The sequence below is a fragment of the Burkholderia sp. RF7-non_BP4 genome (genome assembly GCF_001521935.1).
Taxonomy (GTDB): Bacteria; Pseudomonadota; Gammaproteobacteria; order Burkholderiales; family Burkholderiaceae; genus Burkholderia; species Burkholderia diffusa.
On sequence record NZ_LOTA01000010.1, the window covers coordinates 500,277 to 515,885 of the forward strand.

At 68.2% G+C, this 15,609-nt stretch carries 16 protein-coding genes; 12 read left to right on the top strand and 4 right to left on the bottom strand.

The window, feature by feature from the left end; all coding sequences use genetic code 11:
* Nucleotides 1-132: 132 nt before the first annotated feature.
* A complete protein-coding gene (locus WS49_RS06000) occupies nt 133-1,044 on the top strand; it encodes an EamA family transporter (protein ID WP_059525361.1) in 912 nt (303 codons plus the stop codon).
* 48 nt (nt 1,045-1,092) lie between these two features.
* Here the strand turns inward: WS49_RS06000 and WS49_RS06005 are convergent, their stop codons facing one another.
* On the bottom strand, nt 1,093-1,566 hold the full coding sequence (locus tag WS49_RS06005; protein WP_006479071.1) for an Lrp/AsnC family transcriptional regulator: 474 nt from the start codon (nt 1,564-1,566) through the stop codon (nt 1,093-1,095).
* A 320-nt stretch (nt 1,567-1,886) separates the two neighbouring features.
* On the opposite strand from WS49_RS06005, the gene WS49_RS06010 reads away from it, so the two are divergent.
* The 6 genes from WS49_RS06010 to WS49_RS06035 all read left to right on the top strand — a co-directional run bounded on the left by WS49_RS06010 (nt 1,887) and on the right by WS49_RS06035 (nt 6,233).
* A complete protein-coding gene (locus WS49_RS06010; RefSeq protein WP_059525363.1) occupies nt 1,887-3,272 on the top strand; it encodes an amino acid permease in 1,386 nt (461 codons plus the stop codon).
* Between the two features lie 43 nt (nt 3,273-3,315).
* Complete coding sequence (locus WS49_RS06015; RefSeq protein ID WP_059525365.1) at nt 3,316-4,518, top strand: amino acid aminotransferase; 1,203 nt, start codon at nt 3,316-3,318, stop codon at nt 4,516-4,518.
* A 130-nt stretch (nt 4,519-4,648) separates the two neighbouring features.
* Nucleotides 4,649-5,047, top strand: a complete 399-nt coding sequence (locus WS49_RS06020) for a DUF488 domain-containing protein (RefSeq protein WP_059525367.1) — start codon at nt 4,649-4,651, stop codon at nt 5,045-5,047.
* Between the two features lie 115 nt (nt 5,048-5,162).
* Nucleotides 5,163-5,453, top strand: coding sequence for a DUF1488 domain-containing protein (locus WS49_RS06025; protein ID WP_059525369.1), 291 nt, complete (start codon nt 5,163-5,165; stop codon nt 5,451-5,453).
* A 16-nt stretch (nt 5,454-5,469) separates the two neighbouring features.
* Nucleotides 5,470-5,709 carry a hypothetical protein gene (locus tag WS49_RS06030; RefSeq protein ID WP_059525371.1) on the top strand — a complete coding sequence of 80 codons (240 nt, stop codon included), beginning with the start codon at nt 5,470-5,472 and terminating at the stop codon, nt 5,707-5,709.
* A 170-nt stretch (nt 5,710-5,879) separates the two neighbouring features.
* A complete protein-coding gene (locus WS49_RS06035; RefSeq protein WP_059525373.1) occupies nt 5,880-6,233 on the top strand; it encodes a hypothetical protein in 354 nt (117 codons plus the stop codon).
* 18 nt (nt 6,234-6,251) lie between these two features.
* Here the strand turns inward: WS49_RS06035 and WS49_RS06040 are convergent, their stop codons facing one another.
* The 3 genes from WS49_RS06040 to lhpI form a co-directional block, all read right to left on the bottom strand.
* A complete protein-coding gene (locus WS49_RS06040; protein WP_059525375.1) occupies nt 6,252-7,031 on the bottom strand; it encodes a helix-turn-helix domain-containing protein in 780 nt (259 codons plus the stop codon).
* A gap of 17 nt (nt 7,032-7,048) precedes the next feature.
* Entirely contained in the window at nt 7,049-7,456 is a 408-nt protein-coding gene (locus tag WS49_RS06045) for a response regulator transcription factor (protein ID WP_059525377.1), read from the bottom strand.
* Between the two features lie 183 nt (nt 7,457-7,639).
* Nucleotides 7,640-8,575, bottom strand: coding sequence for a bifunctional Delta(1)-pyrroline-2-carboxylate/Delta(1)-piperideine-2-carboxylate reductase (gene lhpI, locus WS49_RS06050; RefSeq protein WP_059525712.1), 936 nt, complete (start codon nt 8,573-8,575; stop codon nt 7,640-7,642).
* A gap of 266 nt (nt 8,576-8,841) precedes the next feature.
* Between lhpI and WS49_RS06055 the strand changes: the two genes are divergently transcribed.
* The 5 genes from WS49_RS06055 (at nt 8,842) to WS49_RS06075 (ending at nt 15,603) form a co-directional block, all read left to right on the top strand.
* The gene (locus tag WS49_RS06055) at nt 8,842-9,579 is read left to right on the top strand and encodes a FadR/GntR family transcriptional regulator (protein WP_059525379.1); all 738 of its coding nucleotides are present in this window, start codon (nt 8,842-8,844) and stop codon (nt 9,577-9,579) included.
* Between the two features lie 122 nt (nt 9,580-9,701).
* Nucleotides 9,702-10,823, top strand: a complete 1,122-nt coding sequence (locus WS49_RS06060) for a branched-chain amino acid ABC transporter substrate-binding protein (protein WP_059525381.1) — start codon at nt 9,702-9,704, stop codon at nt 10,821-10,823.
* A gap of 55 nt (nt 10,824-10,878) precedes the next feature.
* Nucleotides 10,879-11,886 (top strand): trans-3-hydroxy-L-proline dehydratase, encoded by a 1,008-nt coding sequence (lhpH, locus tag WS49_RS06065; RefSeq protein WP_059525383.1) that lies wholly within the window; start codon nt 10,879-10,881, stop codon nt 11,884-11,886.
* Nucleotides 11,887-12,084: 198 nt separating this feature from the next.
* Nucleotides 12,085-14,649: a penicillin-binding protein 1A gene (locus WS49_RS06070; RefSeq protein ID WP_179949245.1), complete on the top strand. Its 2,565-nt coding sequence runs from the start codon at nt 12,085-12,087 to the stop codon at nt 14,647-14,649.
* Nucleotides 14,650-14,727: 78 nt separating this feature from the next.
* The gene (locus WS49_RS06075) at nt 14,728-15,603 is read left to right on the top strand and encodes a PilZ domain-containing protein (protein ID WP_059525392.1); all 876 of its coding nucleotides are present in this window, start codon (nt 14,728-14,730) and stop codon (nt 15,601-15,603) included.
* Nucleotides 15,604-15,609 lie beyond the last annotated feature (6 nt).

Consider the following 15,609-nt stretch of genomic DNA (forward strand, 5'->3'; position numbering starts at 1 on the left):
GCGACACATTCGGCGATCGGCACGGCCATGGCCGCGGATGTCGCGCGGGGCGGGCGACGGCGCACGGCGGGCCGGTTCGTCCGGGATGCCGGGCCGCGTTCCTTTTTGACAAGCGGGTGACGCATTCATACGATGGTTGGCTCGCGGCGACGATTTCGCGTTGCCGGCCGTCAGCGAGTGTTCAGCGTGCCGATCCCCGTTCTGTTTGCCGTCCTGTGCGCCGCCTTCCTGCATGCGGCGTGGAATGCGCTCGTGCGCAGCAGCGGCGACCGGCTGCGCTCGGCCACGGTGCTGCAGATCGCGATCGGGCTGTTCGCGCTGCTGTTCCTGCCGGCCGCCGCGCCGATCACGCCCGCGAGCTGGGTTTGCGTCGTCGCGTCGGCGGTGATCCACGTCGTCTATACGCTGCTGCTGGTGCGCGCTTACGAGCACGGCGACCTGACCGTCGCGTATCCGGTCGCGCGCGGCACCGCGCCGCTGCTCGTCACGCTCGGCGCGGCGGCGTTCGCGGGCGAGCGCCTGAACGCGGGCGCGCAATGCGGGCTCGTGCTGATCTGCGCGGGCATCATGGCGATCGGGCTGGAGCGGGGCCGCGGCGCGCGGCACCGGATGACGCAGGTGTTGCCGACCGCGTTCGCCACCGGCGTATCGATCGCCGCGTACAGCGTGGTCGACGGGATCGGCGTGCGCGAAAGCGGCAGTACGGTCGGCTATACGGCGTGGATGTTCGTGCTGACGGGGTTGCTGATGGCCGCGTACTACCGGCTGCGCGCGGGGCCGCTGCGGCTCGCGCGGGATGTCGGCGAAACGGCGAAGGCCGCATGCGGCGGTGTCTTCGCGGCGCTTGCGTACGCGATCGTGATCTGGGCGATGGATCGCGCGCCGATGGGCCCGGTGTCGGCGCTGCGCGAAACGAGCGTGGTGTTCGCGGCGTTGATCGCCCGCGTGTATCTCGGCGAGCGGCTGACGCCGCGTCGCGCGACGGGATGCATGGTGATCGCGGGCGGCGCGCTGCTGATCAGCGCGTTCGAGGCGGTGCGCTGAGCGCGGCGGCCGGGCATTGCGTCGACCGGGCGGTCGCGCGGCGCCGTGTCAGCTTTCCACCGGCATCGCGCTCGTGCACTTGATCTCGTCGAGGCACACGCTGGAATGCACGCCGCTCACGCCGGGAATCCGCATCAGCGTTTCGAGCAGGAACGTGGACAACCCCTTCAGGTCGTGCGCGACGACCTTCAGCACGTAGTCGATATCGCCCGTCACCGAGAAACATTCCTGGATCTGCGCGAGATCCGACACGAGCTTCTGGAACTTCGACAGGTCGCGGATATGCCCGCGCTCCATCGTCACGTGCACGAACGCGGTGACGCCGAATCCGAGCGTGTCGGGGCACAGACGGGTTTCGTAACGGCGGATCGCGCCGATTTCCTCCAGCCGCCGGTGGCGTCGCAGCGTCTGCGCGGGCGACAGGCCGACGGCCTTCGCCAAGTCGAGGTTCGACGCGCGGCCGTTCTCCTGCAGCACCGACAGCAAGTGGCGATCGATGCGATCGAGAACCGGTTCAGGCATTTTTGTTTCCTCATCTGTCTCCCGGATGCAATCTTATCTCATAATGTAGGGTTTGCATGAGCGGGTTACGCAACCCGATTTCGCCGCCGCGACGCTAAACTGACGCCGGATTTTCGTGTGCGCCCACAGCAATGCGGGCGAGGGCGACGGTCGGCGGCCGGTCTGGCGGGCCTGCCGACCGGAAACGGGTGTCGCCGCGCGAAGATTGCAGTCCCCCAACCCGGCGGCTCCACGAACGGCCGCCGGCACAGCAAAACAGCGCCCGGCACACCGAGGCGCGCCGCACCGCTTCCGGCGGAGGCGGGCAGAATGGAGAAGACATGGTTTCTGGAAACGAGAAGGACGGCCTGAAGCGGGGGCTGAAGAACCGGCACATCCAGCTGATCGCGCTCGGCGGCGCGCTCGGCACGGGTCTGTTCCTCGGCATCGCGCAGACGATCAAGATGGCCGGCCCGTCCGTGCTGCTCGGCTACGCGGTGGCCGGCGTCGTCGCGTTCTTCATCATGCGCCAGCTCGGCGAGATGGTCGTCGACGAGCCGGTCGCCGGCTCGTTCAGCTACTTCGCCGACAAGTACGTCGGCCACTTCACCGGCTTCCTGTCCGGCTGGAACTACTGGGTGCTGTACATCCTCGTCAGCATGGCCGAGCTGTCGGCCGTCGGGATCTACGTGCAGTACTGGTGGCCCGGCGTGCCGACCTGGGTGTCGGCGCTGGTGTTCTTCGTCGCGATCAACCTCCTGAACCTGGCGAGCGTGAAATCGTACGGCGAGACCGAATTCTGGTTCTCGATCATCAAGGTCGCCGCGATCGTCGGGATGATCGGCTTCGGCGGCTGGCTGCTCGCGAGCGGCCATGCGGGTCCCGAAGCGAGCATCGCAAACCTGTGGCAGCACGGCGGCTTTTTCCCGAACGGCGTGTCGGGGCTCGTGATGTCGATGGCGGCGATCATGTTCTCGTTCGGCGGGCTGGAGCTGATCGGCATCACCGCGGCCGAGGCCGACGATCCGAAGCACAGCATTCCGCGCGCGACCAACCAGGTGATCTACCGCATCCTGATTTTCTACATCGGCGCGCTGGCGGTGCTGCTGTCGCTGTATCCGTGGGAAAAGGTCGTCACCGGCGGCAGCCCGTTCGTGCTGATCTTCCACGCGCTGAGCAGCAACGTGGTCGCCAACGTGCTGAACGTGGTCGTGCTGACGGCCGCGCTGTCGGTCTACAACAGCGGCGTGTACAGCAACAGCCGGATGCTGTTCGGCCTCGCGAAGCAGGGCAACGCGCCCAAGGTGCTGTGCTCGGTGAACAAGCGCGGCATCCCGCTCGCCGCGCTCGGCGCGTCGGCGCTCGCGACCGGCGCGTGCGTGCTGGTCAACTACTTCATGCCGGGCAAGGCGTTCGAGGTGCTGATGGGCCTCGTCGTGTCGGCGCTGATCATCAACTGGGCGATGATCACGCTGATCCACCTGAAGTTCCGCCAGGCCAAGCGCATCGCCGGAGAGCAGACTTCCTTCCGCAGTCTGGGCTATCCTTTCACGAATTACCTGTGCCTGGCGTTCATGGCCGGCATTCTCGTCGTGATGTACCTGACGCCGGATCTCCGCCTGTCGGTGTACCTGATCCCCGTATGGCTCGCGGTGCTCGCGATCGGGTATCGCTTCCGGCAGAAGAATGCGGGCTACGCGATCCGCGACGGCGCGTCCGCCGGCTGACACGGGCATCACGACCATTCTTCCAAACGAGACCGACATAGCCATGTTCGAACACATCGACGCGTACCCGGGCGATCCGATCCTGACGCTCAACGAGAACTTCCAGAAAGATCCGCGCGATCAGAAGGTCAACCTGAGCATCGGCATTTATTTCGATGCCGAAGGCCGGATTCCCGTGATGGGTGCCGTGCGCGAAGCCGAAACCGCGCTGCAGCGCGACCTCGGCCCGAAGCCTTATCTGCCGATGGTCGGCCTTGCCGCGTATCGCGACGCCGTGCAGGCGCTCGTGTTCGGCGCCGATCACCCGGCGCGTGCGGCCGGCCGCATCGCGACCGTGCAGACGCTCGGCGGCTCGGGCGCGCTGAAGGTGGGCGCCGATTTCCTGAAGCGCTACTTCCCGGACGCGCAGGTGTGGCTCAGCGATCCGAGCTGGGAAAACCACCGCTTCATCTTCGAGCGTGCGGGCTTCACGGTGAACACGTACCCGTACTACGACGAAGCGACGGGCGGCCTGAAGTTCGACGCGATGCTCGCGGCGATCGACGCGCTGCCGGCGCGCAGCATCGTGTTGCTGCACGCGTGCTGCCATAACCCGACCGGTGTCGATCTCGACGAAGGCCAGTGGGAGAAGCTGATCGACGTGATCGAGGCGCGCGGGCTGCTGCCGTTCGTCGACATGGCGTATCAGGGCTTCGGCGCGGGCCTCGACGCGGACGCGTTCGCGGTGCGCGAACTGGCGCGCCGCGGCGTGCCGACGCTCGTCGCGAACTCGTTCTCGAAGAACTTTTCGCTGTACGGCGAGCGCGTCGGCGGCCTGAGCGTCGTCTGCGAGGATGCGGCCGCGGCCGAGCGCGTGCTGGGCCAGCTGGCCGGCGCGGTGCGCTCGAACTACAGCAATCCGCAAACCTATGGCGCGAAGGTCGTGGCGACCGTGCTCAACACGCCCGCGTTGCGCAAGCAGTGGGAAGAAGAGCTCGCCGCGATGTGCCGCCGCATCGCGCGGATGCGCCAGTCGATCCACGACGGCCTGCGCGACCACGTCGGCGGCGAAGCGCTGACGCGTTACGTGAAACAGCGCGGGATGTTCACGTACACGGGCCTGACCGAATCGCAGGTCGAAGCGCTGCGCGAAGTGCACGGCGTGTACATCCTGCGCTCGGGGCGCATGTGCGTCGCGGGGCTGAACGATTCGAACGTCGGCATCGTCGCGGACGCGATCGGCAAGGTGCTGAAGAGCGGCGTCTGACGGCGCGCCCGCGGGCGCCCGATCGCATCGCCGAAACCGGCTGTTTCCGTCGCGGAGACAGCCGGTTTTTTCTTGCGCGGCCGCGGCGCGGCGGTACGATGGCGGATCGAACGCATGATCAAGGAGCGGCATGGCTATTCGAATCGTACGGCTCGGCACGCCGCGCGCGGCCGGCGAGGGCCTGAGGATCGGCACGGTGCGGCGACCGCCGCGCGGCGTACCGAAGGCGGAATTCGCATCGCGCGACTACTATGATGTGTGGCTGCCGACGCTGTCGCCGAGCCCTGAGCTGGTCGCGCAGGCGCAGGCCGCCGAAACCGACGCCGAATGGCGCGCGTTCACGCGCCACTTCCGCGCGGAGATGGCGCATGGCGACGCGTCGAAGGTGCTGGACCTGCTCGCCGCGCTGTCGGCGACGAGCGCGTTTTCGATCGGCTGCTACTGCGAGGACGAGCGCCGCTGCCATCGCAGCGTGCTGCGCGAATTGCTCGCGGAGCGCGGCGCGGCGCTCGACACGGATGCGGGCTGAACCCTGTCGGGCGGCGCGACGGTGAGCCGCCTCGTGCGGCGCAGCGAGCCGGTTGACGTGGGTCAAGCGTGCGGCGGCGTGGGCCGTTATGCTCACGTCATGAATCGTCCCGACGATGACAGGCGGACAGATGCAGATAGCCTTTCCACCGGAACCGCCCGAATATTGCGCACGCGATCTGGTCGTGGCGTTTTCGGCGCTGGTCGACGGCCGCTGCGTGCAGTGCGCGATCACGGCTGAAGCGCTGGAAGACCATTTCGGCGCGCCGTCGCTGCTCGAACGGGATTTGCTGCATGCGTTCGAAGCGCACCGGTCGGCGATCGAGGCGATGGCACGACGGATGCTCGACGAAATCGGCGGCCGGCCGGTGTTGCTGCACAGCGGTCACTTCCGGATGGATGACTGATTTCGCAGGAGGATGCATGACACTGCAAGGCACGATTCATGAGCGCGACTGGTCGGTCGAGATCGAGACGCGGCAGTGCGAATCCGGCGAATTCCGGTGCCGCGTGACGGTCGAGCACGGCAACGGGCCGGCGCGCTTTCACCACACGTTCGAGCACAGTCATGCGTACCCGACCGAGCACGAGGCGGCGATCGAAGGGTTGCGGGCCGGGATGACATGGATCGAAATGAAGGCGTCGCAGACATTCAACGTATGAACCGCATCGTGCCGATGGCGGCGCGAATGCAACGCTGCCAGGGCAGTAATCGCCGCGGCCATCATCGCGCGGCGTGAAGCAGGATCGTGCCGCGCGCGGGACACCGAGGCACGGAGACACAGGAACAGGCAACGCCGCCGACGAGCGGCGACCCCGTCAGGAGGAGCGCCATGGGCGTGGGCATGCAGATCGTCTGCGTCGGATTCGCGGGTTCCGCCGCGCTGGAAGCAGAAGCGGGGGTGCAGTTGGTGCGGCTGGAACGATTCCGCGCACGGCTGGAGGATTGCCGTCTGGTGATCGAATCGCGCCCGCGCATGGACGGCGGCCTGGCCTATGACGTGCGGCTCGAACTGACCACGCGCGGCCGCTCGCCGGTATCGCTGCCGTGCAGCACCGGCGACGACCTGGTCGACGTGCTTGGCCGCGTGTTCACGCGGGCCGAGCAGACACTGTCCGCATGGCAGGCGGGCGAATCCGAAGCGGTCGCACTGCACGCGGCTACGCCAGGCGCCACCGCGCAATGATGCGCGACGCGCCGTGCGTCACACCTGCGCGAGCGCCTGTGCGTCGATGATCCGCACGCGCTTGCCGCGCGTTTCGACGAGTGAATCCCGATGGAATCGCGAGAACATCCGGCTGACGGTCTCGAGCTTCATGCCGAGATAGCAGCCGATCTCCTCGCGCGTCATCCGCAGGTTGAATTCCGATGCCGAATAGCCGCGCGCCTCGAAGCGCGACGACAGGTTCAGCAGGAAATGCGCGACGCGCTGCTCGGCCGACATCGTGCCGAGCAGCAGCATCTGGCTCGACTCGCGGACGATCTCGCTGCTCAGCATCTGGTAGAGGAAATGCTGCATCGGCTTCATTTCGCGGCACGCCGCCTCGAGTGCGCCGAACGGGATGACGCACACGACGCTGTCCTCGAGCGCGATCGCGTCGCAGCAGTGCTGGCCGCCGCCGATGCCGTCCATGCCGAGCGTTTCGCCGGCGATCTGGAAGCCGGTCACGTGCTCGCGGCCGTCGCGATGCATCATCACCGTCTTGAACGAGCCCGCGCGCACGGCGTAGATGCTGTGAAACGGATCGTCGGTTCGGAACAGCGCGTCGCCCTGGCGAACCTGGCGCGTCGAACAGATGATCGCGTCCAGTCGGCCGTATTCGGCGGCGGTCAGGTGCGGCGGCAGGCACAGCGAGCGCATCAGGCAAGCCGAGCAGCGCGCGGCGGGATGTTTCGCGCCGTCGTTACGTGAGATCGCGGGAAGCGGAATCGTTGGCCGAGGCGCGACGGATGGGTCGGCGGCGCAGGCGGTGGCTGTGGACATGAGTCACTCCGGCTCGGTCAGGGGCGGTGCGCACGAGCGCGCACCAGGGATTCGATGACGTGGCATGCGGCGTCGAATTCGGCGGTCTTGTCGAAGAAATAGTCGGCGCCCGCCGCCGCGCATGCCTCCCTGAATGCCGGCGCCGAGTGGTTCGTCAGCACGATCGTGACGATCCGCGGCGCAGCCTTCGACAGCATCCCGATCAGGTCGAGACCGCTGCCGTCAGCGAGCCGCAGGTCGACGATCACGACGTCCGCGTGGCTGCCGCGGATGTGCGTCAGTGCGTCCTCGCCGTCTTCCGCCTCGCCGACGACCACGACGCCGCGGATCGCGCCGACGAGCAGCGCGATCCGTTGCCGGACGGCAATGGCGTGATCGACGAGAAACACCCGGAGTGCGACGGCGGGCGACAGGCTGGCATTCATGCCGGCAGTATCGTGTTGCGCCGCCGAAAATGAAATCGGCCGAATTGGAAGTTTGTGTAGGCCGCTGCGACGCGTTGTAGGGCGTTTCCTACAACGCGTACGGGAAAGTGGCGAGGCCGTGTGCGGGCGACACCGGGTGGGGCTCGCTCAGGGGGGGCGAATCCGGGGGCCGCCGCCGCGGAATCAGCCGGCCGCGCGCGCGTCCAGCGCGTCGCGGGCCGTGCGGCACGCGGCCAGATCCCACGCGGCGCAGCCGACCGTTTTGAACAGCAGCGGCCCGCTGCGCTCGAACGCGCCGCGCAGCACGTCGGCGAGCGACGCGACCTGCCGCCAGTCGACTTGCGCGACGATCAGGTCGCCGGCCTCGTGGCGCGCGCCGGCCGGGTCGTCGACGACGAGCCGGCTGTGGCGCACGGTGTCGGCGTCGATCTCGGCGGCATCCGCGGTGAACGCGCCGACGCCGACCACGAGACGGCCTTCGCGCGCCGCTTCGCGATAGACGGGCGTGCGGCTCGTCGTCAGCGTGACGACGACGTCGATCGCATCGGGAATCGCGTCGCCGTCGAGCGGCACGAGCTGCGGCGCCTGCGCGCGGTGCGCGGCGCAGAACGCGGCCGCGCTGTCGGCGCGCGAGCCACGCACGTGCAGACGCGCGTCCGGGAAGATCGCCGCGAGCGCTTCCGCGTGATTGGCCGCCTGCTTGCCGGTGCCGATCAGCAGGATGTCGCGCGGCGCGGCGCCGTGCAGCGCCTGGATGCCGAGCGCGGTAATGGCTGCCGTGCGGCGTCCGGTGACCGTTGGGCCGTCGAGCACGAAGCGCAGCGCGCCCGTCGTCGCGTCGTATGCGCTCACCTGGCCGAGGATCGTCGGCAGTCCGCGCGCGCCGTTGCCGGGGCACACGTTCACGAGCTTGTGGCTCGCGAGGTCGCGTGCGCTCGACGGCATCGACAGCATCACGCCGCCCGCCTGCAGCGGCACGACCAGGCGTTCGGGGCTGACGATCTCGCCCGCCGCGTATTCGGCGACGGTGTGTGCGAGCGTGGCGAGCAGCGCGGGGTAGTCGAGCAGCGCGGCCGTTTCGGCGGCGTCGAACGCGGGAATCCGGGAGAGAGCGGTCATCGTGTCGGTCGGTGTTGTGTCGGTGGGCGGGGACGACGTGCGCATGGCGCGCTCGCCCCGGAGGCTGCCGAATATCGAGACGGCAGTCATTCTGGATCGAATCTATACCAGTTGCGTGCCGACAGGCAAGCCGGAAAAGCCAGCAGACGGTCGATTTTGGTTCTAATATCCGTCCAGATGGGCGTCGCGCACACCGGCGCCGGTATCGCTCCGGTATAGTGCGAACCCGTTTCCCCGTCCACCACCCGACCGGGCAGGAGCCCAAGATGATGTCCGCACGTCCCGAATCGCTCGAAGCCGGTTTCCGGCCGTTGCAGATCTACGAACAGGTCGCCGAGAAGATCCGCGACGAGATCCGCGCGGGGCGCTATGCGGCCGATTCGAGGCTGCCGTCGGAGCGCGAACTCGCGGCGCTGTTCCAGGTCGGCAGGCCGGCCGTGCGCGAGGCGCTCGGCGCGCTGCAGAACGAAGGGCTGGTGTTCACGAAGCGCAATTCGGGCACCTACGTCGTGTCGGCGCCGCTCGACGTGCTCGCGCAGCGCGGCGACGTGCACGGCGTGCCCGACGCCGACTTCAGCCCGACGTCGACGCTCGACGTGCGGCTCATCCTCGAGCCGGCGATCGCGCGCCTCGCCGCCGCGCACGGGCGCGCCGACCCCGTCGCCGAAGGCTATCTCGCGCAGATGGAAACCATCGCCGACATCGACGATCCGCAGCAGCGGGCGCTGTGGAACGAGAGCGACCGGCTGTTCCATCGGCAGCTCGCGTTGATGACCGGCGACGCGCTGATCGTGAAGATCGCCGAGGAAGTTGCGAAGACGATGGACCAGCCGCTGTGGAAGCGGCTGAAGGACGACGGCATCTACGACGCGGGCCGGATCCGGCTCTACGTGTCCGAGCACCGGCTGATCTACGAGGCGATCGTGTCGGGCGACGCCGATGCGGCCGCCTTCTACGTCGAACAGCATATTCTTCGTGTGCGGCGCGACATCACGCCGAAATGACGGGCATCACGTCAGTCTGGTCTTGAAAGTGACCAGAAGCGCAAAAATCATTTTGAAATTGCTTGCATGCGGACCACTTGTGTCCTACATTGGTTCCACACAAAACCAATCAGGAGACAACCATGCGACACTTCGTTACCGCGCTCTCGGTGGCCGTTGCCGCCGGCGCGCTGACTTCCGCGTACGCGCAGGAAGTCGTGATGATCGGCCATTCGGCACCGCTGACCGGCCCGCAGGCCGCGAACGGCAAGGACAATGAAAACGGCGCGCGCCTCGCCGTCGACGAGCTCAACAAGGCCGGCGTGAAGGTGGCCGGCAAGACGGTCACGTTCAAGCTGGTGTCCGAGGACGACCAGGCCGACCCGAAGGCGGGTGTGCAGGTCGCGCAGAACCTGGTCGACAAGGGCGTCGTCGCGGTGCTCGGGCCGTACAACTCGGGCGTCGCAATTCCGGCGTCGCGCGTGTACAGCAACGCGGGCGTGCCGATCCTGCCGGTCGCGTCGAACCCGGCGCTCACGCGGCAGGGCTTCAAGAACATTTTCCGGATCGGCGCGAGCGACGAACAGCTCGGCGGCACGATGGCGACCTTCGCCGCGAAGACGCTGAACGCGAAAACCGCCGCGGTCATCGACGATCGCACCGCATACGGGCAGGGCGTTGCGGAGCAGTTCATGAACGTCGCGAAGGCGAACGGGATCAAGATCGTCGACCAGGAATACACGAACTCGTCGGCGACCGATTTCCTCGGCATTCTCACCAAGATCAAGGCCAGCAATCCCGACGTGATCTTCCTCGGCGGTTATGCGGCGCAGGGCGCGCCGATGGCGAAGCAAATGAAGCAGCGCGGGTTGCGCGCGAAGCTGCTCGGCGGCGACGGCATCTGCTCGGCCGACATGGGCAAGGTCGCGGGCGAGGCCGCGTCGATCGTCTACTGCGCGCAGGGCGGCGTCGCGCTCGAGAAGACGCCGGCCGGCCGCGAATTTCTGAAGAAATACCACGACACCTATCACACGGACACGCAGGTCTACGGCGTCAACTACTACGACGGCATGAAGCTGCTCGCAGACGCGATGGTCAAGGCCGGCACGACCACCGACAAGGCGAAGCTGATCGCGCAACTGGCGAAGTCGAACTACGCGGGCGTCGCGGGCACCTATTCGTTCGACGAACGCGGCGACCTGAAAGGCGCGCCGACCACCGTCTACGTGATCCGCAACGGCCTGCCCGAGCCGTACGCGAAGTAACCGTCACCGGACGGCGCCGCGGCGCCGTCCTTCGTCTTCACGCCTTCGATCCTCCATGAAAATTTCCCGATCCCTTTCCACCGTCGAGGTCCATACCGGCGGCGAAGCCTTCCGCATCGTCACGAGCGGCCTGCCGCGCCTGCCCGGCGACACGATCGTCCAGCGCCGCGCATGGCTCAAGGAGAACGCCGACGAGATCCGCACGGCGCTGATGTTCGAGCCGCGCGGCCACGCCGACATGTACGGCGGCTACCTGACCGAGCCGGTGTCGGCGAACGCGGATTTCGGCGTGATATTCGTGCACAACGAAGGCTACAGCGACCATTGCGGACACGGCGTCATCGCGCTGTCGACCGCCGCGGTCGAGCTCGGCTGGGTGCAGCGCACCGTGCCGGAGACGCGCGTCGGCATCGATGCGCCATGCGGCTTCATCGAGGCATTCGTGAAATGGGACGGCGAACACGCGGGGCCGGTGCGCTTCGTCAACGTGCCGTCGTTCATCTGGCAGCGCGACGTGTCGGTCGACACGCCGTCGTTCGGTACCGTGACCGGCGACATCGCGTACGGCGGCGCGTTCTATTTCTACGTCGACGGCGCGCCGTTCGACCTGCCGGTGCGCGAAGCGGCGGTGGAAAAGCTGATCCGCTTCGGCGCCGAGGTGAAGGCCGCCGCGAACGCGAAATATCCGGTCGTGCATCCGGAGATCCCCGAAATCAACCATATCTACGGCACGATCATCGCGAACGCGCCGCGCCATCCGGATTCGACGCAGGCGAACTGCTGCGTGTTCGCGGATCGCGAGGTCGACCGCTCGCCGACGGGCTCCGGCACCGGCGGCCGCGTCGCGCAGTTGTACCAGCGCGGCCTGCTCGCGGCCGGCGACACGCTCGTCAACGAGTCGATCGTCGGCACGGTGTTCAAGGGACGCGTGCTGCGCGAGACGACGGTCGGCGAGATCCCGGCCGTGATTCCGGAAGTGGAGGGCAGCGCGCATATTTGCGGGTTCGCGAACTGGATCGTCGACGAGCGCGATCCGCTGACCTACGGTTTTCTCGTGCGCTGAACGACGGCGCACGGCCCCCGGGTTGTACCAGGTTTGGCGCGCGGTCCCGTTGCGGGATGCGCGCCTTTTTTGTTGTAAAAATGCGCGATCCGGCACTGTCCGCACGGGCCGGGGACGGCCGCCGGTCGGTGGGCCGCGCGAGTTTTGGTACGATGCAGCCTTTCCAGCAGATCCCCCACCCGCGTGAATCGCCGAAACGTGTCGTCAGTGCGTGACCTCTGTGCCAAATGGGTCGCGCGCGCCCAACCCGTCGCGGCCGCTGCCGCCGTGCCCGTCAAGCGTGTCCTGGCCAGTGCCTGGCACCATCTCCGTCATCCGACGCGCCGCGGCGTGCTGCGCGCGGCCGCCGCCGTGCCGATGCTGTTCGTGTTGTACGTGCTGGCGCTGATTCCGTTCACGCCCGGCATCGGCGACATTCGCAAGGCGCGCGTCGACCAGCCCGCGCAGGTGCTGTCCGCCGACGGCAAGGTGCTGGCGGAATTCAAGCCGTCGAACCGCGAATGGGTGTCGCTCAAGCAGATCTCGCCGCACATGGTCGACGCGCTGATCGCGACCGAGGATCATCGCTTCTACGAGCACCACGGCCTCGACTGGAAGCGCACGGCGTCGGCCGCGCTCCATACGTTCTCGGGCAGCCGCCAGGGCGGCTCGACGATCACGCAGCAGCTCGCACGCAACCTGTATCCGGACGAGATCGGCCGCGCGCCGACGCTCACGCGCAAGGTGAAGGAGGCGATCACCGCGCTGAAGATCGAGGCCGTATACAGCAAGGACCAGATCCTCGAGACCTACCTGAACACGGTGCCGTTCCTGTACAACGCGTACGGCGTCGAGATGGCCGCGCGCACCTATTTCGACAAGTCGGCCGACGAGCTCGACGTGCTCGACAGCGCGACGCTCGTCGGGATGCTGAAGGGCAACAGCTACTACAACCCGGTGCTGAACCCCGAGCGCGCGCTGCAGCGGCGCAACACGGTGCTCGGCCAGATGGTCAAGTACGGCAAGCTGTCGCCGGCGCAGTTCGCGCAGTTGCAGCGGCGGCCGCTGCGCATCGATTTCGAGCGCCAGAAGGAACCGCCGGGACCCGCGCCGCACTTCGCGCAGCAACTGCGCAAATGGCTGATCGGCTGGGCCGATCGCAACGACTACAACATCTATTCGGACGGGCTGATCGTGCGCACCACGATCGATTCGCGGCTGCAGCAGATGGCGACCCAGGCGCTGACGCTGCAGGCGAACCAGTTGCAGGGCATCGCGAACAACGCGTGGAGCGGCCGCGACGGCTGCGGCACCGACAACGAGGTGTTCCGCGCCTTCATGCGCGAGTCGCCCGAGTACAAGGCCGCCCAGGATGCCGGCAAGAACGATGCCGTCGCGATGAAGCAACTCGCCGCCGACCGCGGTTTCATGCGCGCGCTGTGCAAGGCGAAGACCGACGTGCAGGCCGGCTTCGTCGCGATCGATCCGCGCGACGGGCAGATTCGCGCGTGGGTCGGCAGCCGCGACTTCACGAACGAGCCGTTCGATCACGTCGCGCAGGCGCGGCGTCAGCCGGGCTCGACCTTCAAGCCGTTCGTCTATGGCGTCGCGTTCGCGAACGGGATGAAGCCGGACGACACCTTCATCGACCAGGCGGTCGAGATTCCGCTGAAGGGCGGCGAGATCTGGCGGCCGAACGACGACGCGCCGCCGTCGGGCAAGCCGATGACGCTGCGCGACGCGGTCGCGCTGTCGCGCAACCGGATCACCGCGCAGGTGATGGAGAAGGTCGGACCGGCGGCGGTGGCGCGGCTCGCGCGCGACATGGGCGTGCGCGAAAGCCCGCTCGAGCGCGTGCCGTCGCTCGCGCTCGGCACGAGCCCGGTGACGCTGAAGGAGATGGTCGCGTCGTACGCGACGATCGCGAACGGCGGCCTGTACGTCGAGCCGCAGATGGTGACGCGCATCGAGAACCGCCAGGGCGACGTGCTCGCCGAGTACGCGCCGGCGCCGCCCGAGCGCGCGCTCGACGCCGAGACCGACAAGACGCTGCTCGGCGTGATGCGCGACGTGGTGACGCGCGGCACCGGCAGCAGCATCCGCACGCGCTTCGGCATTCGCGGCGACGTGGCCGGCAAGACCGGGACCACGCAGGACAACGCGGACGGCTGGTTCATCCTGATGCAGCCCGGGCTGGTGGCCGGCGCGTGGGTCGGCTTCGACGACGGCCGCGTGACGCTGCGCAGCGACTATTGGGGGCAAGGCGCGCACAGCGCGCTGCCGATCGTCGGCGATTTCTTCCAGCGCGCGCAACGCGCCCGGATCGTCGACACGAAGCTGAAATTCGATACCGAGCCGTCGCCAGGCTGGTTCGCGTCGGTGCGGGAACGCGTGACGGATCTGTTCGACGGCTGGTTCGGGCCCGAGCCGAAGCAGGCGCCGGCGCCCGTCAGGACGCAGCGTATCGAGCGGCAGCCGGAGGCGGACGCCGCCGCGGCGTCGGCCGCATCGGCTGCGTCGGCGCCCGAGGCGGCATCCGGCGGCATCGTCGAGGAGTGGGTTCCGGCGTCCGAGGTGGCGGCATCGGCCGCCGCGTTGTCGGCGGGCGCGTCGCAACCGCAGGCCGCGCAGCCGCCGGCGACGGGAGGCAGCGCGACGCCTGCGGGCAACACGGGCGGCGGGGGCCTCGGCTCCGCCCCGACCGCACCTTCGGCCGTACCGGCTCCGTCGCCGGCCCCGGCCCCGGCGCCGGTTTCACCCGGCGCGACCAGCGGTTCGGAGTAACGAGACGTTCAGATTTCGCGCGATGCTGCCGTAATACCGTTGTCACGACAGCTCGCGCGGTCGCTCCGCGCCTTTCCGATGCGGCTCATCACCGATCACGTCGCGCTCGCGCGCGACGACGTCTCCGCCGGCGTCCCGCTCGGCTTCGATCTCTACGATGCAGGCGGCGCCGCGCTGCTGCCCGCCGGCACGACGCTGCACGATCCCGCGCAGCATGCTTTCCTGTTCGATCATTTCCGGCCCGTCCGCCGACGCGATGACGCCGAGCCCGCCGCGCCGGCATCCGACACCGTGCCGGCGGCCATGCGAATGGGGCTATCGACCGGTGCCGCGATCGGCATCCGGCGACGGGTCGGCATGACCCGCGTGCTGCAGCGCTGCCGGTTGATCGGGATCGGCGCATCGGGTGCGCTGTTCGTCGAGCCGCAGCCGGCGGTCGTGCTCGACTTTGCCCGCGGCGACGACGTCGAGGCGGTCGCGATCGGCCGGTCGGCGGTGTCGCGTTTCGGTGCGACGGTCGAGGCGGTGCAGGCAGCGGGGGCCGCGCCGTTCATGGTGCTTTCGCCGCCGGGCTTCGTCGACCGGCTGCGGACGCGCGCCGAGCCGCGCGTCCAGGTACGGATCGCGGCCCGCTGCGCGGGCGGGCCGGTGCAGGCGGAGGGGATCGGGATCGTTCGCGATCTCAGCCTGAACGGGCTGTCGATCGCGCTCGACCGGGCGCTCGCGGCGGCCGGCGATCCGCTGCACGTGCAATTGCCGTATACGGATGGGGACCATGTCGCGTTGCTCACGCTCGACGGTACGGTGCGAGCGGTGCATGCCGATCCGGCGGTGCCGGGCTGGGCGCTTCACCACGCGGCGTTCGACGAAACGGCTGCCGACGACCGGATTCGCCTCAAGGCGTTGCTGTTCGACCTGTCCATGGCCGCCACGGACGCGGACCAGGTCCGCTGATGCGTT